Annotated in this window: 20 protein-coding genes and 1 pseudogene; 1 reads left to right on the top strand and 20 read right to left on the bottom strand. The window is 50.0% G+C overall.

Annotated elements, in window-relative coordinates; genetic code table 11:
* Positions 1-11: 11 nt before the first annotated feature.
* The 11 genes from BM412_RS05760 to BM412_RS05710 all read right to left on the bottom strand — a co-directional run bounded on the left by BM412_RS05760 (position 12) and on the right by BM412_RS05710 (position 16964).
* A complete protein-coding gene (locus BM412_RS05760; protein WP_091215088.1) occupies positions 12-4427 on the bottom strand; it encodes a hypothetical protein in 4416 nt (1471 codons plus the stop codon).
* A gap of 49 nt (positions 4428-4476) precedes the next feature.
* Positions 4477-4926 carry a phage tail protein gene (locus tag BM412_RS05755; protein ID WP_091215086.1) on the bottom strand — a complete coding sequence of 150 codons (450 nt, stop codon included), beginning with the start codon at positions 4924-4926 and terminating at the stop codon, positions 4477-4479.
* 9 nt (positions 4927-4935) lie between these two features.
* Complete coding sequence (locus BM412_RS05750; protein ID WP_256256138.1) at positions 4936-5109, bottom strand: DUF6760 family protein; 174 nt, start codon at positions 5107-5109, stop codon at positions 4936-4938.
* 20 nt (positions 5110-5129) lie between these two features.
* Positions 5130-5507, bottom strand: a complete 378-nt coding sequence (locus BM412_RS05745; protein ID WP_090977939.1) for a hypothetical protein — start codon at positions 5505-5507, stop codon at positions 5130-5132.
* Between the two features lie 152 nt (positions 5508-5659).
* The gene (locus BM412_RS05740) at positions 5660-6094 is read right to left on the bottom strand and encodes a phage tail protein (protein WP_091215083.1); all 435 of its coding nucleotides are present in this window, start codon (positions 6092-6094) and stop codon (positions 5660-5662) included.
* 43 nt (positions 6095-6137) lie between these two features.
* A complete protein-coding gene (locus tag BM412_RS05735; protein ID WP_091215081.1) occupies positions 6138-7880 on the bottom strand; it encodes a phage tail sheath family protein in 1743 nt (580 codons plus the stop codon).
* A gap of 102 nt (positions 7881-7982) precedes the next feature.
* Positions 7983-8777, bottom strand: coding sequence for a hypothetical protein (locus BM412_RS05730; protein WP_091215079.1), 795 nt, complete (start codon positions 8775-8777; stop codon positions 7983-7985).
* 13 nt (positions 8778-8790) lie between these two features.
* Complete coding sequence (locus tag BM412_RS05725) at positions 8791-9411, bottom strand: Pvc16 family protein (RefSeq protein WP_256256137.1); 621 nt, start codon at positions 9409-9411, stop codon at positions 8791-8793.
* 91 nt (positions 9412-9502) lie between these two features.
* Positions 9503-11725 carry an AAA family ATPase gene (locus BM412_RS05720; RefSeq protein WP_091215077.1) on the bottom strand — a complete coding sequence of 741 codons (2223 nt, stop codon included), beginning with the start codon at positions 11723-11725 and terminating at the stop codon, positions 9503-9505.
* Between the two features lie 329 nt (positions 11726-12054).
* Positions 12055-13746, bottom strand: coding sequence for a methyl-accepting chemotaxis protein (locus BM412_RS05715; RefSeq protein ID WP_091215075.1), 1692 nt, complete (start codon positions 13744-13746; stop codon positions 12055-12057).
* 32 nt (positions 13747-13778) lie between these two features.
* The gene (locus tag BM412_RS05710; protein ID WP_091215073.1) at positions 13779-16964 is read right to left on the bottom strand and encodes a response regulator; all 3186 of its coding nucleotides are present in this window, start codon (positions 16962-16964) and stop codon (positions 13779-13781) included.
* A gap of 134 nt (positions 16965-17098) precedes the next feature.
* Between BM412_RS05710 and BM412_RS05705 the strand changes: the two genes are divergently transcribed.
* The gene (locus BM412_RS05705; RefSeq protein ID WP_091215071.1) at positions 17099-17791 is read left to right on the top strand and encodes a response regulator transcription factor; all 693 of its coding nucleotides are present in this window, start codon (positions 17099-17101) and stop codon (positions 17789-17791) included.
* A 92-nt stretch (positions 17792-17883) separates the two neighbouring features.
* On the opposite strand, the gene BM412_RS32845 is transcribed toward BM412_RS05705, so the two are convergent.
* The 9 genes and pseudogenes from BM412_RS32845 to BM412_RS05670 all read right to left on the bottom strand — a co-directional run bounded on the left by BM412_RS32845 (position 17884) and on the right by BM412_RS05670 (position 25686).
* Complete coding sequence (locus BM412_RS32845) at positions 17884-19287, bottom strand: putative bifunctional diguanylate cyclase/phosphodiesterase (protein ID WP_371264801.1); 1404 nt, start codon at positions 19285-19287, stop codon at positions 17884-17886.
* Positions 19288-19713: 426 nt separating this feature from the next.
* Positions 19714-19896, bottom strand: a pseudogene (locus tag BM412_RS32840) (response regulator); the annotation flags it as partial.
* A 12-nt stretch (positions 19897-19908) separates the two neighbouring features.
* The gene (locus tag BM412_RS32040; protein WP_177245674.1) at positions 19909-20055 is read right to left on the bottom strand and encodes a hypothetical protein; all 147 of its coding nucleotides are present in this window, start codon (positions 20053-20055) and stop codon (positions 19909-19911) included.
* Positions 20048-22621: a chemotaxis protein CheW gene (locus tag BM412_RS05695; RefSeq protein ID WP_091215067.1), complete on the bottom strand. Its 2574-nt coding sequence runs from the start codon at positions 22619-22621 to the stop codon at positions 20048-20050. Before BM412_RS05695 ends, BM412_RS32040 begins: the two co-directional genes overlap by 8 nt.
* Positions 22618-23046, bottom strand: coding sequence for a chemotaxis protein CheW (locus tag BM412_RS05690; RefSeq protein ID WP_091215065.1), 429 nt, complete (start codon positions 23044-23046; stop codon positions 22618-22620). The genes BM412_RS05695 and BM412_RS05690 overlap by 4 nt, the downstream gene beginning before the upstream one ends.
* Positions 23047-23079: 33 nt before the next feature.
* Positions 23080-23514, bottom strand: a complete 435-nt coding sequence (locus BM412_RS05685) for a hypothetical protein (protein WP_091215062.1) — start codon at positions 23512-23514, stop codon at positions 23080-23082.
* 237 nt (positions 23515-23751) lie between these two features.
* Positions 23752-24153 (bottom strand): DUF2500 domain-containing protein, encoded by a 402-nt coding sequence (locus tag BM412_RS05680; RefSeq protein WP_091215060.1) that lies wholly within the window; start codon positions 24151-24153, stop codon positions 23752-23754.
* Positions 24154-24191: 38 nt separating this feature from the next.
* Positions 24192-24953: a phosphoribosylformimino-5-aminoimidazole carboxamide ribotide isomerase gene (hisA, locus tag BM412_RS05675; RefSeq protein ID WP_091215059.1), complete on the bottom strand. Its 762-nt coding sequence runs from the start codon at positions 24951-24953 to the stop codon at positions 24192-24194.
* Positions 24954-24972: 19 nt separating this feature from the next.
* Positions 24973-25686, bottom strand: a complete 714-nt coding sequence (locus tag BM412_RS05670; protein ID WP_091215056.1) for a YjjG family noncanonical pyrimidine nucleotidase — start codon at positions 25684-25686, stop codon at positions 24973-24975.
* Position 25687: the final 1 nt, after the last annotated feature.

Here is a 25687-nt window from a genome sequence, read left to right as displayed (position 1 = left end):
TCCCGTTATTGCTAGTAACCGCTTCTTCGCTGCTCGAATTTCATTTTCTTCTCGAATACTTTAAACACTTTATCCGCGATCGCATCCGGCTGGAGCTGCGGCATATTCATTAGCATCTGCTGCACTTGCTTCACATCGATGGTTGGCGCAGCCGGCGGCTTCATTGCGGCAAAACTCTGCCTCACCGTTTCGGCAGCAGCGGCCGCCGCAGCTGCCTTAGAAGCATGATGCTGCATTGCCGGCGAAGCGATGCTTCGCGTGAAATCGGGCTCTGCCTGATTCGAAGGCTTTGCAGCGTAATGAAGCGTAGGCTGAGCCGGTAGATTCATAGACTTGCTCAGTGGTTGTGAGTCCGCTTGTCGCTGGACGAACGGGGCTTGTGTCGATGCCATCGATTGCTGCGACGATGATTGATTCTTTACCAGCACACTAGCAGGCTTGAACGACATCGACGCTGCCTGCGGACGTGCAGCAATTTGTCGCTGGATCAAATTCCCGGCTTGTTGAGCTGCAATTGCCGGTGCAGGAATTGCCGGTATCGAAGCAACCGCCGGCAAGTTCGACGAAGCTGCGTTCCGCTGTGCAGCAGAAATTCGTGACGTCGCGGCTGCCCCCACTCCGATCGAACCGGGAGCTTGTGCAATTGCTCGATGCTGAAGCATTCTCCCCGGTAGCGCTAATACTGAACGCTGCGACGATACGTTAGGTGCAGCAGCTTGGTTAGACGATCTTTGTTGTCCAGCTTGGCTGGAGCCGGCAGTCGATAGAGCTTGTCCACGGACCATGGTGTCTCTAATTACGTCTGATTGCGCAACCGCACGTCGCTGTATTAGCTGACCGCTTGGCTGAAAACCACTTTGCGTTATCCCCGTTTTCGATTGATGGATAACCTGTGGAGCCAGACTCCCGTTGATTGCTTCCGTTGGAGCCGATTCTCTCGAAACTGGCATTGCTTGGCGTCGCTGTACAAGAATTGATCGAGACGTATCACCTGATTGTGGGTCGAAATTCCTCTGTCGACGCTGTACAAGTCTACCTGTGAATTTAGGTGCAGCGGATTGATTAGTATCGTTATGCTGCTGCGTAATGATAGATTGCATAAGCTTACCGGATCTATAGATGATTCTGCCTGAAGCTACAGAATCAATGTCAGTTCCACTTGCTGCATTTGCACGCCGTTGAACTAGTGTCACAGCCGGGTCCGAAGCCGATGGAATTGAAGCTGAGTCGGGCTTTAATTGTGCATTCGTTCGAACATCGCTGTTTTGCTGTCCCTGAACTCGATGCTCCAATCCTGATGCCTTGTTCGCTTCACTTGGTTGAACGATTCGTTGAATTTGCTGAATAGAATCGCCAGGTGAAGAAGCTATATTTCGTTGCTTCGTCGCAAGGACCGGTGTGATCGCATTTGCCTGCGTGGACAGACGGCGCTGTATCAAAGCCAGCGCTTTATCCCTCACGCTACGAGCGCGATTAACGAATGAGCCTCGCACAGATGCTGCTTTTATCTCCATACCATCATGGAACTTCTGTTTACTAGCAGAAGCAACCCGAGCCTGCAATTGCTTCAATTCCGAAATAGCTGTGCTATTCCTTGTTTGATTCCTCGCTGCTCGCTGACTAGATACACCTGCAGGCGGTGGAGCTTGGAGGCCGGAGCTCATAGCTGGTGCTTGCTCATTAGACGATGCGGCAGAACTCCGCCGTTGTACCAGGATTAAACCCTGATCACCAGCTTGTCTCACTCTTTCCGCAAGCGTACCGCGAGCGCGATCCAACACGATCTCCGGTTCTCTATGTTCCTGCTGTCCTTCAGCTTCCGAATCATTGGGTAGCATTCTACTTTGCTTCTTACCTGTGATAGCTAAGGGTGGAGCTTCCACGATCTGCTGTTTGTCTCTACGATCGAAATCTATTGTTTTGTTCTGCATCTTCTCATCATCTGAGCGTGCTGAATCTATATGTGTTGATTTCGGTGTCGTATTGTTGCCCGCTAATCGACGATTGACAATCCGTTCCGTACGAACGCCCCCCGGCGTTGTTGGAGTTGTCACTGTTAGTAAGCGAAGGCGATTGACAAACAGGATCGTGCCCCATTTTGCTCCGCCCGTTAATGCCCCTTTTGCCGAAGGCCCTGCGTTTATTTGTTTTGCAGCTGTCTCATCGGCAGCAAGAGTGCTGGTAATTTGATGTTTCGTGTTGTTCGGCAGAATGAATCTTTGTATAGCACCGGATCGGCTCGATTTTGCTCTAATTACTTGATTAGAAACACTAGATTCAGAACCGCTTGCCGAAGTATTATTCGCTGGTTGTTCAACTGGATCTGAATTCACAGCAGGCAACTTCGGGTTTTCGCGATTTACCGAAAAGGAACGGCTCCCCATAGGGCGATCACGATGAAGGATATGCGTTGGAGCGATTCTTCTCATTTCTGAAATGATCAGCTTGCCGTGAACCGTCCGTAGCTCGCGACGAACAGCTTCGTGAAGTACGGATACCGTAAGTAACGAATCCGTTCGAGCCGAAGCAGCCTGAAGAACTCGGATGTGCTTTCCGGACGCAGGCAGTATAACAGGACTGTCTAATCTAATTGCGGTTCTGCGCTGAATAAATTCAGATGCAGGATGAATTCTTCGTTCAGCAGTTCTATTGGTATTCGCTTGCTGAAAAGGAGAACGGTTTTGATTGGCTGCATTTGGAAGCATTGGGGCAGCGGCGCGATCAGCGCGATTAGCCTGGCCTTCATGAAGCTGTTTCAAAGACCTGCGAACCATCGACAGCCTCTCAGCCGCCAAATCGCGGTTGGTAGAGTCAGACTCCCCCAATCTTCTGCGGAGTGTCATCGTTACCGGTTTGCGATTTAGTCTTTGTTCACGCTTAGCAGTATTAAATGGCTGCAATTGCATCGCATCGGGAGGTGCTGTTCCATCAATTGGCACCACCTTGGATGTATCCGCTGCTGCTTGTCTATTGCCCGCCACTAAAACAGCATTACTAATCTCTCTTGTTTGCGGTTCTAAAGTTTGTTGAGCAGCTATAGGTATAGCGGCTGTTCGAGTAGTTCCGGAGGCAGCTTGTTGTCTATCTCGAACCAAAGGCCGTGCTTGCTTCGCTTTCTCGTCGCGCGCGGCCAGCGCTGCAGCTAAAGGCAATCCTGCATCTCCGATGCGCCCCAGCAATACGCGTACCGCGCCTTCCATCCAATTCGGCTGTTGATGTTGTTCGCCGATAGAAGACATCCGCCAAACCATGCCACCGGCATCACGCTGCCATAACGGCTTCTGCGTCTGCCAGTTCAGTTCTCCGCGAACTCTACCAACTTCAGCCTCTGATTGGTCATCGGATTTCAAGACTGGACTACGACTACCACTTATTCGGTTAAGAGGTGAGAGAGACGTTCCCGTTCCGCTGTATCGGTTAAGCAGAGCCCCGATTTGAAGCAAAAGTACAGCTGCTTTCCCTTCATCCTTCTGCGCCGATCGTTGACCGGTTACCGGAGAAGCTGCTAGTGCTCGGAGTCTGCCTGCCATCCTCTTCGTTTCCGTCCAGTCCAGCACATCACCGAACAAATCCGCTACGCGATGGTCCTGTCCAAACTCCGCTTGCTCATTCAACGTGCGACCGCGAACATCATCCCTGGCTCGATCAGAACCTCGAAGCTCAGTCCTCGCTGATCCAGCACGCTCTTTACTAGCAGCTTCGGTCCGCATTTCCTCAGCCAAATTCGTATCTGACCTCGCCTGTTCTGTTCGCGCTGCTTCCGTCCGCGCATGCTCAGTTCGCGCCTGTTCCGACTTTACCGCTTCTGACTTCGTCTGCTCAGCCCGCGACGCGTCCGGCCTCACTTGCTCCGCCCGTGCCGCTTCCTCCTTAGACAAATCGCTCCGCGACTGCGATGCATTAGCGCTGTTCGCACCTGTCCGTTCCGCTCGATCCCGTTCAGTCCTCGCACTAGCATCAGCACCGAAACCGGCACCACGAACTTCCGCACGCCTACGCTCAGATCTACGATCCTGATTGCGAGGATCCAATCTCGTCCCATCGGAACCTGCAATCTGCCGTTCACTCGCTTCATGATTGGCAATAGCCTTCCGCTCAGACTCCTGCCTAACTTGCACGGCAGCTTGACGAATGATCTTCTGCGCCAGCGTCAGCCATTCGCGCTCTTTGGCCTCCCACTGTACATGGAGGGGCATGAGCAGCTGCAGCTTCAAAGCAATTTGCTGCAGGATCGTCGGCGGCAATTGTGGGACGAAATCCCCGCCGAAATCAGGCTCGCGCAGCGTTAACGGTAATCGTCCCCACTGGTCTCGGCGCACGAAACGATACTTATCGCGGATCGATGCTCCGAAAGCCTGATGTGCTTCCGCACCATCTTGTCGCAATGGGAGTGGATTCCCTATTCCTCCGCGCTGTTCTCGTCTCATTCGCTCGCCTCCTTCCAGCCTGCACGCGCTGACTATCTTCTATCACGATTTACTTCTTATAAATGGTTTTCAACCCGTTATGTACGAGCTCTAAGGTTTCGATCGCGACATCGCTCTGCGACGCGTTCAATGTTGGCCCGCTCCATTTGACCGGATAGGCATCAAAGAAATTCCATCGGCATAGCTCTTCGCCCGACAAATGCTGCAATATAATTGAACCGCTCTTGCGCACCACTTTGCCGGCCATAACGCCCGCATACCAATCCCATAAACTGCTGGAGCTTGTAATGCCGCGTCTGAGCATGATAGGCGAGAATCGGGTCGACTTTGGCAGCTTATGTACGAAACTGTTCTGCCCGCCTTCGCGAAATTCTTCGATTTCGACCTCAGCCTCCAAGCCGCTAACTTCGGTGAAACCGCCTGCAAGAATTCCGTCCAGCTCTACCCAGAAGCGAAATACGCCTCCGACGACATTAACTCCATGCGCTGCAGCACTCAACCGTTATCGTCACCTCTTCTTAAACACATCAAATACGTTCGGTTTCTCGGAATCGTCATTAAGCTTCCGGTTAATCCGCGAAATTTCTTCACACCATCTGCGCCGCTCCCGATGTTCCATATTCATGATGTCATCATGCGGCCAATGGAAGTAATACGCGATAAAGCCGGATTCCTCATACAATTTCTCAATCGGATAGCCCGTTAAAGGCTTTCCGTTACGGACAAAAAATCCACATCCACCTCGAAATCATGCTCGCATTTCGGGCAAGCGGTATGCACCTTCGGTGCTTCCATATCATTGATTTGACGGTACACATGCTGTAGGTAAGCGAGATCGGCCGTGAACAGCCGCTCGATAATTTTCGTATCAATATGCTTCAAATCACCTAATCGCGTAATGACGCGGGCAAGCAAAATCACAGTCAAATAACCCGGGTTTTGCTGAACGCGCGGGTCGCGCATCGGTAAAATTTCATCAGCTGCTGTAGCAAGCCGAATGACGCCGCGCTTATGCAGCGTGCCATTATCATCTACATAGCCCCGAGGGAGCTCAAATTCATATTCCGTTTGAAACGCCATGCTTGGTTCCCTCCGTTATCCTTCATCAAAATACAAATTACCAAGATACACCATGAACGAGGCAGAAGCGGAAAACAAGAGATGCGCGGAGCTTCGATACGCCCGCAACCATCCCTTGTTCTCGTCAAAAAGCTTCTGTATTATCGTTGCTGTTACGCTGTGCGTGTCATGCCTTCATGCGCCAATTCCACGAATTCAATCGCAACTTCAGCGCCGGTACCGTTAAAGCTAGGAGCCGAATATTTGACCGGCCATGCTTCAATAACCTGCCATGTAGCAACGTCGCCGCCTTCTTCATCAATGGCGATAATCGTTACGGTTTTGCGCTCGATCGTGCCTTCGATGCACTCCTGCATCCAATCGTACAGATCCATCGAATCTGTTGCGCCCCATTTAAGCGAAATGTTTCCGTATTTCGCTAGGCCCGGAAGTTTGCGCGGAGTGATGACTTCATTGCCTTCACGGTATTCGATGACGTCAAGTGACGCCTCAAATCCGGATACTTCGCTGAAGCCGGCTTGTTGAATGCCTTCAATTTCAATTCGGAATCTAAAATTGCGGTATGGATCATTACGTTCGCCTGGCATGGTTATCCCCTTCCATCAAAATGAACTGAACTGCGCCAATTGTCTATTCGGAGCCGGTTTTCTGCGTGATGCGGAAAATAACGAACTCTGCCGGTTTCACGGGAGCGACGCCGATCACGCAAACAAGTCGGCCGTTGTCGATATCATCCTGTGTCATCGTTTCGCGGCCAATGTTGATGTAGAACGCTTCCGAAGCACTGTTACCCAGCAAAGCGCCGTCACGCCAAACGCGTGTCAAGAAAGCGTCGATCGTCCGTTGTACGCGTGCCCACAGCTGATCATTGTTCGGTTCGAAGACCACCCAGTTCGTGCCGTTCTTGATGGATTCCTCCAAGAAAATAAACAAGCGGCGTACGTTGACATATTTCCATAAGCCATTGGACGAACAAGTACGTGCACCCCATACGCGCGTGCCTTGACCGGTAAAGTGACGAATCAAGTTAACGCCGGCCGGGTTCAGAATATCCTGTTCCCCTTTGTTGTACTGCACTTCCAAGCCCACTACGCCGCGAAGCACTTCGTTGGCCGGAGCTTTCTGAACGCCGCGCGTCTGATCGGAACGGGAGTAAATCCCGGCAACCGTACCGGATGGCGGAATGAAGATATTGCGCTTGTCCAGCGGATCGAACACTTGCAGCCAAGGGTTGTACATCGCGCAATAGCTGGAATCGAAAATATTCCGGTGCGTCATGACGTCCGCTACTTTTGTCTTCTCGCGCGGGATATCAAGAATCGCAAAGCGGCTGCCAAGATTCTCGCAATGGGCAACAAGTGCCAACTGTACGTTCGGATCGGTTACACCCGGTACAGCCATGATGCTGACAACGTCGTTATCGATGAACGCCTGAATACCCGTTCTCTTACCCGGACCACGGTCTTCACCCATAAAGTCGCCTGCGCTGAGGTTAGCAAGGGAGCCGTCGCTGCCACCGCCGAAGATCACATCGTATTTGCCCGATTCTTCAGGCAAGCCGCTGATGACGGTGAAAGGAGCAATTGCTTCTCCTGCCGTACCTTGGCTCAAATCTTGCGCCGTGACGATTCCGGAACGAGCCAGGATTTTGTCTACATGGTTAGCGGCGGATACGTTCAGCGACAACTTCTCGAAGGTCTCGATCTCGTCGCCGGAGAAAATATGAATCGTAAACTCGCTTGTCGTCAGCACTTTGCTCGGAAGCAGCTGGTTGTCAACAACGTCTGCTTCGCCGGCAAGCGGCGACTCAAGCTCGATTAGGTTGTCTTGTGAGGAGAGGATGCGATTGTATTGCTTGCCTATGCCGTCATCGAATGCAACAACATCGCCGGGGTTAAAGCCAGCATTGTTCTTGACGCGGTAACGCTTCGACTCGCCCGGCGTACCGAGCACTTCATAAATTTGTGTCTTTGCTTTGCTTGACGGAACGATTCCGACGCGTATCTGATTGCCCCACGCACCCGGGTTCTTAGCCGTAAATGCAAGAACTGCCGATTCCGGTGTCGTGTTGCTGGCTGGCTTAGCATCCGAAGGTGCTACGCGCATGACATAACAACGTGAGCCCCCGTTCGTAAAGAACTGATCAACTGCGTAAGCTAGAAAACGATACGATCCGAAAGCATTCTCGGACAAGTAAGAGCCGAACACACGCTGGAATTCAGCGATACTTGTTACGAGCTGCGGCAAGCCTTCCACGGCACCGCGTTGCGCAAGACCAATAAATCCGGCCGTGCTTGTGCTTGCCCCTTCAAGCGGCTGAGCACCACTCTCAAACTCTTCGACATACACTCCAGGCGACAAATATTCTGCCATATGCCCCTCCCGCTTACTGTACTTTATTTAAGATAAACTGATACCCCGCACCCACGGGCACTGGACGGCATCAATGAACCTACACACATGTCAGATGCTGCTCTATGTAAGAATGAATGGATCTAGAACTTGATTTCGCCTTGCTTGAAGAATGTGCACGCTCTCATGTTTGAGCTGTTGACTGCTGGCGCGAACTTCAACCTTGAATGCGGAGCTGGCTATAGGAGGTCGAAAGACGATATGGAACTCTCCTGCAGCATCGCTGATCGCGGTTATTACCGGCAGCAGCACGCTTCCTCTGGGAACGGCAAATTGCAGCGGATTGGATAACTTCAACTTCCGTCTGTCCGTACCGAAGCCTACAATCTTGCATTCTTCTATCCATTGCCCGTCTCTGCTGCGAATCTCGTAACGATCCCCTTCGGCAACTTTCCCGAGTATAGGGGCTGTTTCAATTTCGGCTGAACCGGGTAATGCATCAGTAGTAAGTCTGGCCTTCGCGCCACGCTCGTCACAGAGAGCGGCCTGCACCGTAACGCCATCAAGGGGCTTTCCTGCTGCGCTAATTAAAATCCCTGATAACACAACGGCATCCGACGGCAGCGGATACGAACGTCCGGGAATTAGTGAGACCGTAACGGTTGGATCAAGCGGGTTAAGCTCTGCCAGATTAATCGTGAGCACTTGCTTGCTATAGATCGGCGAGTTAATTGTGATGATTGCCGGATCTTGCACCAAATCGGCAAATACCCATATTCCCTCTGCCATCTTCACAATCGGTTTGGCGGAATAAGCACCCTCCACTTGAAGAGAAACAGAAGATGGAGCAGGCTTCAAGCCTGTGTATGCATCCCGCAGCAGAAGCACTACAGAGCAGCGCGTCTTGTGTATTCCCAACGAAACGCCCTCCTTACCCTTTCTCTTCGAGCTTGATATGACGTTCCACGACACGTGTAGTCGATTTCAATCGGGTAGAATCAACGTTCACCGGTCCTACTCGTATAGGCAGTGACATCTTGTATGGCATATCGCCGAAGTTCCAAAGCCCTGTCAGAATATCTACGGGAAGCGATTCCACGACGACCCTCAATTCTTCATTGCTTTCGGCGAGCGACCCTTGCAAGTAGCCCCCGCGAACGATTGCATGATCATGCAGCACCTGCATGGCACGTCCGATTATGACATGCTCGTCAAGCGTTCTGGAATGTAAATCTGCGCTGGAGTAGGGAGTCAAGATATAGTGCAAATCTACTGCCATTGGCGGGAATTGCAGCATACCGCTTCCCCGGGCTTGCATCTCATTGCGCCTTGCCTCGCTGTTCTCCGTAATTCGGTAGAGATAAAGCGATAGAACAAGATCGCCTTTATCGGCAGGCGATGCCATTCCGATCAGTTCGGATTGCGCGACCGGCTCCGGTGTCATATTCTCTCGCAGCAGCTTAAGCAGCGATGCACCGGCATCTGCGATTGCGGAATAAGTCCCGATAACGATCCCTCCGTAGCAGACAATATGTAATTCGTCATAATTCAACAAAGTTCAGCAAAATATACCAAACTATTTTCCTATTATATCGCTTAAAATGTCGGATGACCACGGAAATTTACTAGATTGCTGGCAATTATTAAAAAAAGCTGTCCCATTCGCTGTTCACAAGAATTTTTCCTGTTTTTTTCAGTTCTTGGCGTGCGGAAGCGACCAATTCCCGCATACCGACGGGGCGACCAGCGGCTGCAGCCATGAAGGCTGCCGTAAGCACAATATTTTTGATATTACCGCCCGCAACCTCAATTCTGGCAGCTAAAGCAGCGAAATCCACATCGCTCGCAAGCGGCGTCGCTGCCGGGAACATCGTACGCCACAGCTTCTCCCGGTGCTCGGCGTCCGGAAACGGAAACTTAACGACAATGTTGATTCTTCGCAGGAAAGCGTCATCTATATTTTGTTGAAAATTCGTTGCCAGAATGGACACGCCCTCGTATTCTTCCATCTTTTGAAGCAGGTACGCGGTCTCCACATTGGCATATTTGTCATGTGCGTCTTTTACCTCGGATCGTTTGCCGAACAGGGCGTCAGACTCATCGAAGAATAGGATCGCATTCGTTCGCTGGGCCTCCTTGAAGATGTCATGCAGATTCTTCTCGGTCTCCCCGATATATTTGCTAATCACCTGCGAGAGATCGATTTTGTATGCTTCAAGTCCCAGTTCGTTGGCTGCAACTTCAGCAGCCATCGTTTTACCTGTTCCGGGCGGTCCGGCGAACATCATGCTGAGGCCTTTGCCATAGGACAGCTTCCGATCAAATCCCCAAGTCCCATACACATCGCGCCGGTACTTCATCATATTACAAGCCTGCCGCAGCAAATCGAGATGCTCATGCGGGAGAATGAGATCCTCGAACGTATAGCGCGGATTCAGCTTCTTCGCTTTCTTCTCGAGCTCGTGGTTCAACTGCACGGCAGCCCCCCGCTCGAAATGCACCTCTTCCGTATATTCGGCGCCTTCATGCTCGGCAAGCCGCTTCGCCTCAAGAACAGCACGCTTGATTTGACCCGGGGAGAGTCGAAACTTATCGGCCATCGCTTCCGCCGATTCGGATGCTGCCGCGCTTTCCTCTCCCCAGATCCGCCAGAGCATGCGCTGCTCTTCGATGGTCGGCGGCGTAAGCTCTACCTGGTAGATAACGGACCGGCTCGGCACGGGCAGCTCGCTGTAATGAGCCCGTTCCCTCGAAAGCCACAACAACAGCCCGCCGCTTCTACGGATCCACTGCTCGATTACGGTCCGGTACATCGTCAGCTTGCCGTCCGGTGCCATGAAGTGATCGCCTCCGGCAATGCCGACTATGGCATCCGTCAGCTTCGCTTCCCGGAATATTTGATGCAATACCGTAACCGACTTCATACGCTCGGCTTCCAGGCTATCCCCTTGCAGCAGAAGCAACGGACGGTTTAATGACGCGGCCAAATGCTTCGCATGCAATTGCTTCCCTGATCCGCCGGCACCATACAGATGAAGCACGGCAGCTTTGCCTGCTTCAAGATGCAGCTCCGCAAAGCGGCGCATTTCACCTTGCTTGGAAGCACCGATTAGAAGCGGCTGAAGCTCCTCTTCTTTGCCGCCATCTTCGCTTTCGTCGTCACCGTTGACTCCGCCTTCGAAGCGACTGACCCACCCTTCCAGGCGGCCATCGCTGCGCTCCGCCTCGAGCAAGAAGGAAACGATCCGTCCATCCAACCGCAGCGGCCGGGCTAGCGTCGATGCTCCATCTCCCTCGTCAGCTGCGAGAAGCCAGCGCTGCAGCGGCTGCTCCGCTTGGAAAGATGTCCGTGCCGCATATCGCTCCGATTCGTTATCGCATAACAGCCGCAGCGCCAAATCAACCGTCGGAAGCTTGCTTGTCACATCATCCTGCAAATAGCCGTACAGCTTCTCATATTTGCGGCTGTACTCCGGCGCAAGCGCCAATACAATAACTTCCCGTTCGAACCGATTGAGCTTAAACCGCTTCACAAGCCGCATTAATGCAGGCTGCCAGGCGCTCGTTGATTCTTCGGCTAAACTTAACCGCTCCACTATGACTTCGTTAAGCGCTGTAATTTCGTCTTGCATCCCGGCTAGTGTCGGCGGAAGCTCCCCTTTGCTCCCCGCTTCATCTTTGCCATTGGTCCGAAGCAGACGCATCACTTCATCGTCCGTAATGAGCAGTCCTCGCATGGGATCGAGCGGATTGTCATCGCCTTCCAGCTCTATCTTGCATTGCAGCTTAAAGGCAATCATGAGATCGAGCTTACGAAGCTCGTCACTCCAATGCTCAAAGCCGCTCGTATAAGGTTGTAGCTTCATCGCTCTTCTTCGACTCCATTCATATCCTTTGTCGCATTCCAACTCTAACGATTGTGACGGTGGTTATTGGGCATAAAATTACCCTTTTTATATTCTAACGGTTGCGAGTGGGCTTATTTGAACCTTTACCACCGGGAATCGGCCAATTTGGTGCAAATAACTTCTGTCACAACCGTTAGAAATTCAAAAAGACTTATCTTCAACAAATAGCCAGGGTGACAACCGATAACGCTCATGAAGCATAGAAAAAAAGGCTGTCGAGACGATCTCGGGCAGCCTGAGCGCACGCACTCTTAGTCATTGAAATTGACTCCGTTCATTCCCAGCCATCAGCTCAGCTTAAATCCGTTTAGAACGGCATGCAGATCATCAGCCAGCTTCGTCAGCTCCAGCGAAGCCGATGAAATCTCCTGCATCGTAGCCAGCTGCTCTTCGGTTGCCGCCGAATTGTTCTGACAAGATGCAGCTACTTCATTGCTTGCCGCGGCAACGGTCTCCGCCATCCGAACGATGCTGCGGCTCGATTCGGCCAGCTCGCCGGTCGTATCCGACGTATTCTGAACCCGGGTTGATACGGCTTCAATGCTTGTCTCGATGGATTGGAACAATCGGTCTACCTGCGTCGTTTTCACAAGTCCGCTGCCCGCTTTCTTCGAAACATTGTTCATGCTGGCAACAGCCTGATTCACGCGGCTTAATATCTCTTGAATCAGCTCTGTAATTTGCTGCGCCGACACTTTCGACTGCTCGGCCAGCTTCCGAATTTCAAGCGCAACTACCGCAAACCCTTTGCCATGCTCGCCGGCGCGCGAAGCCTCGATCGATGCATTAAGCGCAAGCAGATTCGTCCGGTTAGCGACTTCGGAGATCATGCTCGTTATGCCGCCAATCTCTTGGGACTGCTTCTCTAACGATAGAATAACACCGGAAGCATCCTGTACACGGTCATGGATTTCTTTCATCTCATGCAGCACTTCTTTGATCGAATGGGTCCCCTGCGTAGAAGATTCGGATGCGGCTGAGGCTAGCTTGGCTACTTCCTCATTCGCTTCCGATACTCGGCTAATGCCTTCGGACATTTGGGCAATTGCGCTAATAGCAGACGCCAGCTGCTCCTGCTCACGTTCCGCGCGGATCGCAATAAACTGCGTCGCCTCTACAATATTCTCCGTTGCCCGCGACGTCTGTTCCGCGCTCTCACTGAGCTGCTCGGAGGAGAATGACACTTGCTTGGCCGTCCCCATCGCCCGGGAAAGTATCGTCCTTAGATTGGCTATCATTAGATTGAAGGATATCGCCAGCTCCGCCAGCTCTCCTTGTGTGCGAATTTCGATATCCCGGCTTAAATCGCCGCGACCGTCGGCAATTTCACGGAGTTGCGTATTTATTAATTTAAGCGGTCTTGTAATGGAACGAGTGAGCAATAAGCCGAGAATAATTGCAGAGAGCAAAGCAGCTGCGAATAAACTCATGATCCATCCATTTTGTGTTTTCGCCTCGTGATCGCGGTCTACAACATCGGCTGTCATCTCGGAATCGAGGCTCGCGAGCAGCTCATCGTTGATCTTCTCGATTTCATTGCGTGTCGACCGTTCCTCGCCAAGATGAAGCGCCAGTGCCTCCTTGCTCTTACCCGCATTTATTAGCTCCAGCGTCTGAGTACTGGAATGTCCCAATTTCTCAAACGTCACTTTAATTTGTTCAATGACTTGCCTATTCTCATCATCTAAAGTCGGATTCGCGAGGATCTTCGCAAGCAAATCTTCTACTGCTTTGTTCTTATCCGCGATTTGGCTTTCAAACTGCTTATCCTGTGACAGTAAATAAGCCCGTTCATCGTTGGACATGCCGGTAATCGTATTTTGCAATGATTTAAGCTGATACCGAACTTCCCCATCCTGCAGCATCTCCGTATAAGCCGACTTCGTGTGAGTCATGTGCGTATAAGCAAGAAGACCCAGCGCAACCATCAGAACAATTACAATCGCAAAAGACCCAAGCAGCTTCGTACGAATATTCATACCCAATTACCCCCTAGTGTTGACTGACTGGTTTAGCCTTGTATTTCCTCGGGAATGGAATCTATGGTCTGCCGCAATACGCGTTGAACCTCCAGCAATTGCGTTTTGCAGCCGGCTGGGTTCTCGATCAATACCTCCTCGAAGAGCACAGCGGCTTGCGCGAGCTCATCCGCCATTAAGTTACGGGCAACCCCGATTAATGTATGTACATCGCGTTTCACTTTCGTTATGTTTCCTTCTTCCAAATCAACAAGTGCATGTCCGGTAAAATGTTCGTATTCCTTCTTAAACAGCTTCAGCACATGAACCATGATCGCTGTGTTGCCATCCAATCGCTCTCGCAATTTATCCAGTGGAATTCCCGCAGGAGCACTCTTCATCGGAAGCCATTTCTGAATTGCGGACAGCAGCTGGTTAATATCAAGCGGCTTAAGTATTACTTCATTCATCCCTGACGCGATGTACAGATCATGATCTTCTTTGAGCACATTAGCTGTCAGAGCCACGATCGGAATCTGTTTAAAGGCATCCTTGCAGCGAATTCGCGCGGTTGTCTCCACGCCATCCATGTCGGGCATGAAAATATCCATCAGAACCAGATCCACCTTGGTCGTATCCAGCAGCTCGATCGCTTCTTGCCCGGAACTGGCCACGGTTACTTGAAAACCATGCATAAGCAGTGTCTCGCGCGCTACCTGCTGATTAATATAGTTGTCTTCAACGAGCAGCAAATGGATCGACTTGCTCTTTACGATGAATGAATCGCTATGCTCTGAACGATGCTTCAGCGATGGATACAGCAGCGAGTTTAAAGTGCGGAACAGCTCCTTGCGGCTAATCGGCTTGATCAGCATATCGTCGGGGTAATCATCCTTCATCATGGACAGCAATTCTTCACGCGCATAGGCTGTCGATAACGTAATGATATGTATCCCTCGTTTTCGGGTGATGCGTATCAGCTCTTCCCAAGAATAATGGCCGTACATATCATCGATTTCCATATCCAGTACGATACATGAGACCGGTCCAAGCACCTCGTTCTTCTCTTCCAGCTTCTTGAACATGCTGCTCCAATTGCTTGCCGCGGTGACCAGACAAGAGAAGGACTCCAGCATCTGACTTAAACTCTCCTGCGCGACCTCATGGTCCTCGACTACAAGGACATGAAGTGGTCCGCCGATCAAGGTTAGATCCCAGCTGTCCGGGTTGCAATTTTGCACAATCGGGAACTCCAGCGTAAACGCAAACTTGCTCCCGACTCCCCACATACTTTCTACTTGCAGCTCACCGCCCATCAAGCTGACCAGCTGATAAGCAATCGACAAGCCAAGTCCTGTCCCGCTATGTTGATTCAAATAGTTACCCTGCCAGAAGGGTTCGAACAGTCTGCTGATCTGCACTTCCGATAAGCCGATTCCGGTATCCTCCACTAGGAAACGCAGTGACAGCGCACTGTCAGTCTGCTTCACAAGCTCCACTCGAATGCGAACATAACCATGCTCCGTAAACTTAATCGCATTGCTGCATAAGTTCAGCAGCGTTTGCTTCATTCGAAGCGGATCCCCCAGTACAAGGTCGGGAAGCTCCGCAGGGGTGTCCAAAATAATTTCGATATGCTTTTTGTCCATTAATACACTGAGCGTATTCGTAATTTCACTTAGCATGTCATCCATATTGAACGAGATCTGCTCCAGCATCATCTTGTTCGCTTCGAGCTTGGAAAGGTCCAAAATATCGTTAATCAATCCGAGCAGCAAATGCGAGGAAGTAATGATTTTATCCGTGTAATCCTTCTGTACAAAAGACAACTCCGTATTGAGCAGCAATCGTGATAGTCCGATAATGCCATTCAGCGGCGTGCGAATCTCATGGCTCACTTTGGCCATGATTTGGCTTTTGGCCTTATTGGCTTGATCGGCTTCCTGTCTTCGCTTTAACGCCGATAGGTCGTGCAGCGTCGCCGTAAGGCCGACAACAGCCAGATCAGCACCCAGAATCGGCGAGAGCGTGACATAGTAATCGATGGTTTGCCCGGTTTTCACGCTAAATTTTGTTTCAAACACTTCTACTTGTAAGTTGGAAAGCGCACTTGTAAATTTCGCGTTCCATCCCGCCCAATCCTCAATGTCGAGCACCTCATGCAGATTGCTGAACGGCGGCATTTCATCGCATTCGAACACGCTCATGCCTTTCGCATTAATGGAGATAATCTCTCCTTGCGGAGTTAAGCTTACGATGCAATCCTGGGAGCTCTCTACAATGACTTTGTAACGCTCCTCACTCTCTTTGATTCGATCTTGCGCTTCTTTCAGTTCCGTAATATCAGTTACAGAGCCTATCACGCTGGTAACGACTCCATTGGTATAGACAGGGCACAATCGTGTCATGAAAATGCCGCCTTGAATACTCAATTCATAGCTTTGCATGCTTCCATTCCAGGCATCGACATAACGCTCTTCGAGGAATCGGTTCGTTTCTTGAGAAAGGGCGGTTACTTCTTCTATCGATTTACCCAGAAAGTCGGACGGCTTTAATGCGATATGCGGCAGCAGCTGTCCCCCCATAACGGAGAAAACGAAGCTGTTTTGACTGCGGATCAACTTAAAGGAGAAGCCCGGCTGATTGTTCAGCATTTCGGATAAATCGGTTTTGACCCCTTGAAGCTCCGCTCGATAAGCATCTGAACGCAGCAGATAATGCAAGAACGACGCAACAAGAGCGCCTCCAAACAACACATAAAAAGCCCAAAACAACAAGCCGGATTCTGTCGTGATCGCATCAAAGAGCAAATCATAAATGAGAATAATCAGTAGTGGGGAAATAATCATCAGACACCAGCGCGTCCAATAATGTACAACATAGCGGAGGAGAAGAATACTGCTTAATAGGATGAAGAAACCGACGCTTACGATGTGGTAGAAGTAATTGGCGTTATTCACGGCTCGATACACCATCATCGAGGCGAAAGTGAGAATAGCCGCATACGGCCCGCCAAGCTCTGCGGCTGTGAAGACGGCAATCGTCTTCATGTCGACGGAAATGCCGCGTCCAATTTCATAACCGAATTGGCTTAACAATATACCAGCGAAGCCGTTGGCAATTCCCATGACGATGATGAGCCGTAAACGTGAGCCGGCCTTTAGTTTTACATATAACCTCGTAATGAGAAATACACATAGCCCCATTAAGGTAAAATTAAACAATAAATCCTGATACATGTAATTCCCTCCTCTTATTCGACGCGAAAGGAGATAGACTGACACGATTCGACATTATATAATAATACATACAACGATACTTAACCTGTCCGAAAAATACAAGACTATGTTTATGTGCAAGGGGATGTTATTGTTTGACGAATTTGTTGATTGTTGAAGACGATATCATTTTCGGCGATATGCTCTCTCTTTATTTAAGAGAAGAAGGCTATAACGTGACGCGGGTACCGACTGCCGCGAGTGGAATTGCTTCCCTACAGTCTGAGCCGCCGGATCTCATTGTGCTTGATTTGATTTTGCCGGACACCCAGGATGCGAATCCTTGTATTTTGTTTAGACAATTTACGCCAATCCCCATTATCGTCATATCCAGCGAAACGAAAGTTTCCATGAAGATCCATTCATTGACCGAAGGGGCTGACGATTTCATATGCAAGCCTTTCAGTTTGCAAGAATTGAAAGCTCGTATAGAAACCGTGCTGCGCCGGACTTCACCTAAGCCCGTTGAAGCCGACAATGAACGTCTGGCTAACGATGCCACCCAACGTATTAACTTGGATATGGACAGCAGACATATTCTCATCCATGGCGATATGATCGAAACCACCTTCTCCGAATTCGAAATCATGCGTCTGATGTTCCATTCACCCGGGAAAGTCTTCAGCAGAGAGGCCCTCGTGAACAGCCTGCGCGGATATGATTCCTTCATAAATGAACGCTCCATTGATTTCCATGTGACGAACCTGCGTAAGAAGATTGAAGAGAATCCGAAGCAACCCGCCATCATTAAGACGGTTTGGGGCGTCGGTTATAAACTAATCATGTAACAAGATGACCAACATTGCTGCTCTTATAAACAAAGAATCCAGTAACATACCGTTACTGGATTCTCGTGTACTACCGATTTCAAGCTTCACTGCTAGACCAGCTGTTCCAGAGCCAGCAGCTCCGATACAGCTCCGGACTCCATCGGATGGCCGAACATATAGCCTTGCATGGTCATGCAGCCGTATTGGAGCAGCAGCCCGCACTCTTCTTCCGTTTCGACCCCTTCGGCAATAACCTGCAGATTCAAGTTCTCCGCCATAGTAATAATGGTATTGACGATGGAAGCATTTACGTTATGCAGGTCCATCCCCTTCACGAACGACTGATCTATTTTCAGCTTGTCGATCGGCAATTCGCTAAGATAGCTCAGTGAGCTGTAGCCGGTTCCGAAATCGTCGATGGCAATCGACACGCCCAGCTTCTTTAAATTTCGCAAGAGCGTCAGGGCATGATGTTTATTCATCGTCATGCTCTCCGTGATTTCGATGACCAAATACTCCGCCGCCAAACCTGTCTCATTCAATATATTCTCGATGCGTTCGATGATTTTTCCGTCGTTAAATTGCTGTGTCGATAAGTTGACCGCGATCGGAATTTTCGGCAACCCTTCATTCTGCCACCGTTTGTTTTGCCGGCAAGCTTCCAGCAGCACCCATTCCCCAATCGAATGAATCAATCCCGTTTCTTCCGCAATCGGAATGAATTCAGCCGGCGATACCCTTCCGAGCTCCGGGCTTTGCCAGCGAATTAAACATTCGAGTCCCGTAATAATACGATCTCTGCCATTGAGGATCGGTTGAAAATGCAACAGAAATTCCTTGCGTTCTATCGCTTTGCGAAGCCGGTTTTCAATATCCATTTTACGATGGATTTGTTCATGGAAACGCGGCTCATAGAATTGCAGACGGTTGCCGCCATCGCCTTTCGCAATATTCATCGCCATATGGGCATACCGAATGAGCATCTCTTTGTCTCTGTGATCGCCCGGATATTGGCTGATCCCAATACTTGCCGTCATATGAATCTCTTGACCGTCAAGCATGACCGGCGTACGAATCGTATCCAATAAATTCTGTGCCTTCTGATAGGTAATTTCCGCGGAAGCGTCGGCTATAATGCAAATAAATTCGTCGGTGCCCGCCCGAATGATCATTGTTTTATCATCCGTAATCCGCTTCAGGCGTCTGGAGAACAGCTGCAACAACGAATCGCTCTTCAGATGTCCGATCGAATCATTGATCAGCTTAAAGTGATCGAAATTGAAATACATGACAGCAAAGCGATCATACAGCGTAATGACGCGATCCATTTCGTCATGAAGCTGATTCCGGTTAGGCAGACCCGTGAGCTGGTCGTGATTGAGCAGAAAATGAACCTTCTCTTCCATTCGCTTCTGATCCGTCACTTCGAAACAAACGCCGATAAGCTCCTTCACGACCCCATTCACCCGCAAGGGCCGCAACACGAGCAGAAAGCAGGCTTTCTTCCATTCCATCTCAAAGCTGATACACCGGTCGCTCTCCCATGCCCGTTGAAACTGCTCATTCAATAAGGAAGCATTCTCAGGCTGAAACACACGATCGATCGGTTGTCCGACGAAACTTTGACTGGATTTGCCAAAGCGGTACAACAATTCCCCTTTGAAGTCCATGAACGTAAATTGGCCATTCACTTTAATCACCGAAGCATAGATACCATTCAACAATCTCATCGTACGGTTTAATTCTTCATGAACCGTATTCTCACCCACCAGACAGCCCGTCATAAACTCCAGCAGCAGCTTAAATTCGCGATTGGTCAGTTCATCCTGCTCAAGTTTCTTCCAGAACGGTTTCGCCTCGATTGCCGCATGGCAGCGAAGCAGAAACTCTTCTTCTACCTGCTCGTTGTGAGGGAATTGAAACAGCGTATCTTTATGAAAAAAATCTGCGGCACCTTTCGAAAGTGCCGTGAGCGCAGGTGATGACCCTTCATCCGTATAGCTGCTAAGCATGATGACGGGGATCGGATAATGGATCATCAACTGGCTTAAGGTTGTAAGCCCATCTAGCACAGGCATTTCGATATCCATCGTCACGAGGTCAGGCTGGAGCTCAACCAATTGGTCGAGCGCCTCCTATCCGTTTGCCGCCGTACCCATGACCCACAATTTCGGATCTTTCTCGATTAACATCGTGATCATGCGCCGCATAACGGCGGAATCATCAACGACCAATACACCGTATTTCTCCGGTCGTTCCATCAGACCCAAAAATTTACGCATGGATTAGATCCCAGCCCCTCGACCTCAGCATTCTATCGAGTTTCAAGATGATAACAAGTTGGTCATCGGTTTTGCATATGCCACCAATATATTGTTCCGATATCATCGCGAAATCCTTCGGTGCTGATTCTATCTGGTTTTGCCTCACGTGCAGCACTTCCTTCACGCGATCAACCAAAATACCGATATCCCGCCCATCCTCGTTTAAGATAATAATGCGAGAATGCTGGTCGGGTTCGGTCGGATACATACCCAGGCAAGTTTTGATGTCTATAACCGGTAACAGCTCACCGCGTAAATTCATCAAGCCGAGCACTTCGGCAGGCGCATTAGCCATTCTTAGAATCGACGGTACCTTGATGATCTCTTTCGCGCGGTTAATATCAAGCGCATAATGCTCTTTCTCCAAATCGAAGGTAACCAGTTTAACTTTGCGGCCGGAAGCCTGCTGTTCACTGCTATCGCTCTTCCTGATCGTTGCGCCGGAATCGCGAATAACGGCATTTACATCCAGAATTAATGCAATTCGGCCGTCACCGAGAATCGTTGCACCTGAAACATAAGCGACTTGTCCCAAATATGAACCGAGCGATTTCATGACGATTTCTTGATTGGCGATCAGCTTATCCACATAGAGACATACTCGCTTCTCAGCCAGCCCGATCATAACGGCATACCCTTTGGCATTGCTGTCATTCTCCGTGGTGCCTAAGCGACGATGCATGCGAACGAGCGGCAATATTTCACCGCGAACGACGCAGACTTCCTCCCCATTCACAATCTGCACGTCATTTGGCGTTAAACGGAAGGTTTCCACTACGTTCGTTAGCGGAATCGCCAGCGTATGCTTGCCCATCTGCACAAGCAGGGAACGAGAGATGGCTAAGGTTAGCGGCAGCTTGATCGTAAATACGGTACCTTCACCGGGCGTTGTCTCGATATTGATAATCCCGTTCAGCTTCTCGATATGGGAACGAACGATATCCATACCGACTCCGCGTCCTGACAGCTCTGTTACTTGTTCCGCCGTCGACATGCCCGAGTGGAAAATCAGACTGATCGTTTCTTTATCCGACAGCCGCGCTGCTTCCTCTTCGGTAATAAATCCCTTCTGAATCGCTTTCTGCTTGATCCGATTCAGGTCGATTCCTCGTCCGTCATCCGCCAGCGTGATTACGATGGCATTCTCTTGATGACTGGCGCGAAGCAAGAGATTCCCTTTGCGGTTCTTGCCAAGCTTCTCGCGTATATCAGGCGTTTCCAAGCCGTGATCGATCGCATTGCGAATGATGTGAATGAGGGGATCGCCGATTTCTTCGATAAGCGTACGATCCAGCTCGGTTTCTTTTCCTTCCAGGACAAACGAAACTTCTTTGCCGGATTGATCGGCTACGTCACGTACCAGACGTGGGAATCGATTGAACAGCTGTTCAATCGGCATCATTCTTGTCTTCATCGTACCTTCTTGCAGCTCAGCGATCACGCGGCCCAGATGATCCGTAATTTCGCCTAATAACACCGTCTCCGGCTCTTGTTTGAACCGTTCCTCGAACCGTCTGCGCACTTCCCTGATGCGAGTGTTGTCGATAATCAGCTCTCCGACCAAATTGAGCAGATGCTCCAAACGATTGACATCTACACGTACCGTATGCTGAATTTGCACTTTGGCATCTGATTGCACAGCTCCGGCCGCTGACTGATCACCTAAAGAGGATACGCCTGGTGCTGCTGCAAATTGCTCCACGCTCAAAATAGGCTGATTCACAATCTTCGTTGGGCTTGCAGCCTGCGCACCTTCTACCATCATCGACTTGACGCTAAATTCAGAGATTTGCGATGCTTCTTCAACTTTACGAATAATGTCCGATTCCGAGGATACCGTGGCAAGCAGGAAATATATCGGTTCCGCGCGCAGCAGATCCTCTTGCTCCCACATGCCGATTGGCGGAGTAGTTCCTATCACTTCCCCAAGCTCGCCGAGATTTCGCAGAATAACCATAGCTTTCACCGTCGGCATGTCCACATGCTCCGCCAACGTAATACTTACCTCGTAAGATGGAATACCTTCACTCTGCTTCTCGTTACGAAGTGCGATCTCCGAGTCGCTCCACCCTTGAAAGAGCTTCACTTCGGTTCCGGTGTTGGTATTGCCGGCAGACACATGAACCGTTTCGGGCTGGTCGTTCATAATGCCGTCCAGCAGCTCGACAAGTGTTTCAATCGGTTCATCGTTGAAATCGCCTTTACGAAGCGTTTCTTTCTTTGCCTTCAAATAATCGATGCATTGGAATAACACATTGATTAACGGTTTGCTGACCAGAAGGCGATTCTGGCGCAGCAATTCGAACACACTTTCAACCTTGTGCGTCACTTCTTTCATGGAGTGGAAGCCCATCGCAGCGGATGAACCTTTCAATGTATGTGCTGCCCGGAAGATCGTTTGAATCGTCTCGGGTGAATTACCGCCATTCTCAAGCTCAAGGATCGACTCGTCCAGCACCTGCAGCTGTTCTTCCAATTCATCCAGGAATACACCAAGATAGGTCATTGCGAAAGTTTCGTTCATCCCAGTCCACCTCCGGTGTTAAGAATGGCCGGCAAGTGAAGGATGCTGACCAATTGATCGTTAATTTTTCCAATCCCGGACAAATAGCCGGCGTTAGCACCGCCTATACCGTCCGGCGTAGGCAATATTTCCGAGAAGAAAGCGACTTGCTCGACACGATCAACATAAAGTCCAACCGGTTCCCCATCCGGTGTCTGCACGATAACGATTCTCGAAGCAGCGGAAGGAGCGCTCTCCATCATACGGAATTTGGATCGAAGTCCGATGACCGGCACTATCGTCCCTCGCAGGTTAATGACCCCTCTGACATGCGCCCTCGCAGCCGGAATCTCAGTAACTGGCATATCCTTAATGATTTCTTGAATAGCTGTGATCGGAAGCGCAAACTTCTCTTCATTCAACCCTACTACGATATAATTCGACACCGTCTGGACCTCCTACTGGTTATAATGGAAGATTTATGGCATGTATCTCTCGGAATCTTTCATATGAGCAACGTCAACTGTCAATATTGCACAATCGAATATATTCATGATCTCGCTTCTGGCACGATGCACATAACCCAATATGGAATGCTCCATCTTACTGGTGCATAACGAGGCATTGACCCATATTTTCTGGTTCATGATCACGATCGACATCTCATTGTGAGTCGGATAGCGATATACCTCATCAAACACATTCGTTTCGGCGTACATATCGGGCAAAGCAACCGAGAACATGAGAATCGGAGGTTCGTCCCCCATATCCGTTATGCGAAACTGCTCATGAATCGGGTAATTTTCTTTGGTCCATCTGAACCCATGCGTATAATCTTCGTCGACTTGCCAAACAGGTTCAAATCGACTCGTAGCTTCATCAAACAGGTCTTTATAGAAATCAAGCAGCTTCATGACTGTTCACCTATACGCATGCTCTTTTGAGTCAACATTGCGTACCTCCTTCGAATGACCGCTACACTGATTATAGAACCTAAATATTTGGTAAGTTCTTAATCGTCGTTTGAATTGTGTGATATTCCGACGATTTTATTTGGAAAGTGTTAGTGTAAGGTCCGCAAATCAAAAAAAGCCCGAGCCTCTTCCGCGAGGTTCGGACTTACTCATTGAAAACGTTACATCTAGCCTAGCCTATCGTTGAAAACCTAGGTACCGGGTACCTTGAAATGTGAGCTTTCCGAAGTCGCCTTCAGCCAGCAGGCCGGATTCCTGGCCGCTCACTTCGAATTCCATGCGATCGCCGCTCTCGACTTGGAAAGTGATGTAATAGTCCGTGCTCGTGCGGGAAGAATGGTTGTGAATCCCATCGTTGTCGTGGTGATGATGCGTAGTGCTTCTCACATTCGTCCGCTTATTCACGATGTTCGCCTGAACAGTTAAGATCGGCTGCTTGTTATTGCGCTGCGACTGACGAATCGAAGCAATGATGCCGTAGATGATCAAACCAAACACAAGTAGAAACATCAGAGGAAAAACAATGCTCATGAAGCTGAACATGCGATCTCCCGCTGTAAAAGGATCCATCGAACCCATTTGATCACCTCTCCCTCATTTGTAAGAATATACCTCTATTACGAGCGATTCCCGCAGAAGGTTACAACTTCATCGTAAGACAAATTGCCGCCAAAAATATCGAGCGCACTGCCAATGGTAATATCAAGCTTACCCGACGTTAACGAACGGAACAGTTCCAAATCCTCAAACGACCTGGCCCCACCGGCATACGTCGTAGGAATCGTCACCCAGTCGGCAAGCTGCTGCGCCAAGTCTGCCAAAATACCGGTCCGTTTACCTTCGACATCCACGGCATGAACCAAGTACTCGTCGCAATATTGAGCCAGCTCGCGAAGATGCGCTTCATTGACGCGGAACTCGCTGAACGTTTTCCATTGATTGGTTACCACGAACCATTCGTCATCCCGCTTCTTGCAGCTTAAATCGATAACCAGCCGTTCTTTGCCTACTTCGGAGACGATCTTCTGCAAATGATTCATATCGAGCTCACCGTCTCGGAATATATACGAGGTTACGATGACGTGAGTAGCTCCTGCTTCCAAGTATTGCGCCGCATTCTCAGCGTGAATGCCGCCGCCAATCTGCAACCCGCCGGGATACGCGCGCAATGCGGATAAAGCCGCTTCCTCGTTGCCGCCGCCCAGCATGATGACATGACCGCCGGTCAGCTTATCGCGTTTAAACATCGATGCGTAATAGTCCGAATCATACTCCGATACAAAGTTCTCGACCACCTGCTTATTGCCCGCTCCAAGCGTTTCTCCGACAATTTGTTTTACTTTGCCGTGATGCAAATCAATACAAGGTCTGAATTTCATGGATGTCCTCTTCCTCTCTCTACTGCTCGTTCTTCTTCATCGCTAATAATGCATTCAACTCAGATAAGGAATGAATGATGAAAGTCGGTTGGATCGTCGGATCAACTGATCCTCTTTCGGGATTAAAGTAGCAGAAATCGATTCCCGCGTTCCGCGCGCCAGCGTAATCATCGGTTAAAGAATCCCCGACAAACAGCACCTGCCGCCGATTCACGCCAAGCGCTTGTATGGCCAGATCGAATATTTGCCGCTCCGGCTTCCGGCAGTCTACTTCATCCGAAATAAACAGATGATCAAAGTAATGCGACAGACCTCCCGCAAGAAGCCGTCTTCGCTGCGCCTCCCCAACTCCGTTAGAAATGACGCCAAGCGGATATCGGCCGTGCAGCGCGGAGAGCAGATCCTGCGTTCCATCCATAAGGTGGCAGTTGGAACAGAAGAATTCCCAATACGTCTCTGCTAAATCGATCGACAGGGTATCGTCATGCCCCATTTGTACGAGTGTATCACGAAAGGAGTAGTTCAGCACTTGCGAGATATGAAGCTTTCTCTCCGTTCGCTCGCTCCAATAGGTCCAATTAATCGGTGCATACAAGGAGCGAAATCGTTCTTCTTCAAAGCCGGCAAGTTCGATGAGCCGATGATGCATGATCGTGTTTTGCATCGACTCGAACTCGCTTGTATTATAGTCCAGCAGCGTTTGGTCCAAATCAAACAGAATCGCTTTATACATC

This window comes from Paenibacillus sp. BC26 (assembly GCF_900116125.1).
Taxonomy (GTDB): domain Bacteria; phylum Bacillota; class Bacilli; order Paenibacillales; family Paenibacillaceae; genus Paenibacillus_Z; species Paenibacillus_Z lignilyticus.
The sequence above is the reverse complement of the archived record's forward strand: the minus strand, read 5'-3'. Positions and strand labels throughout refer to the sequence as shown.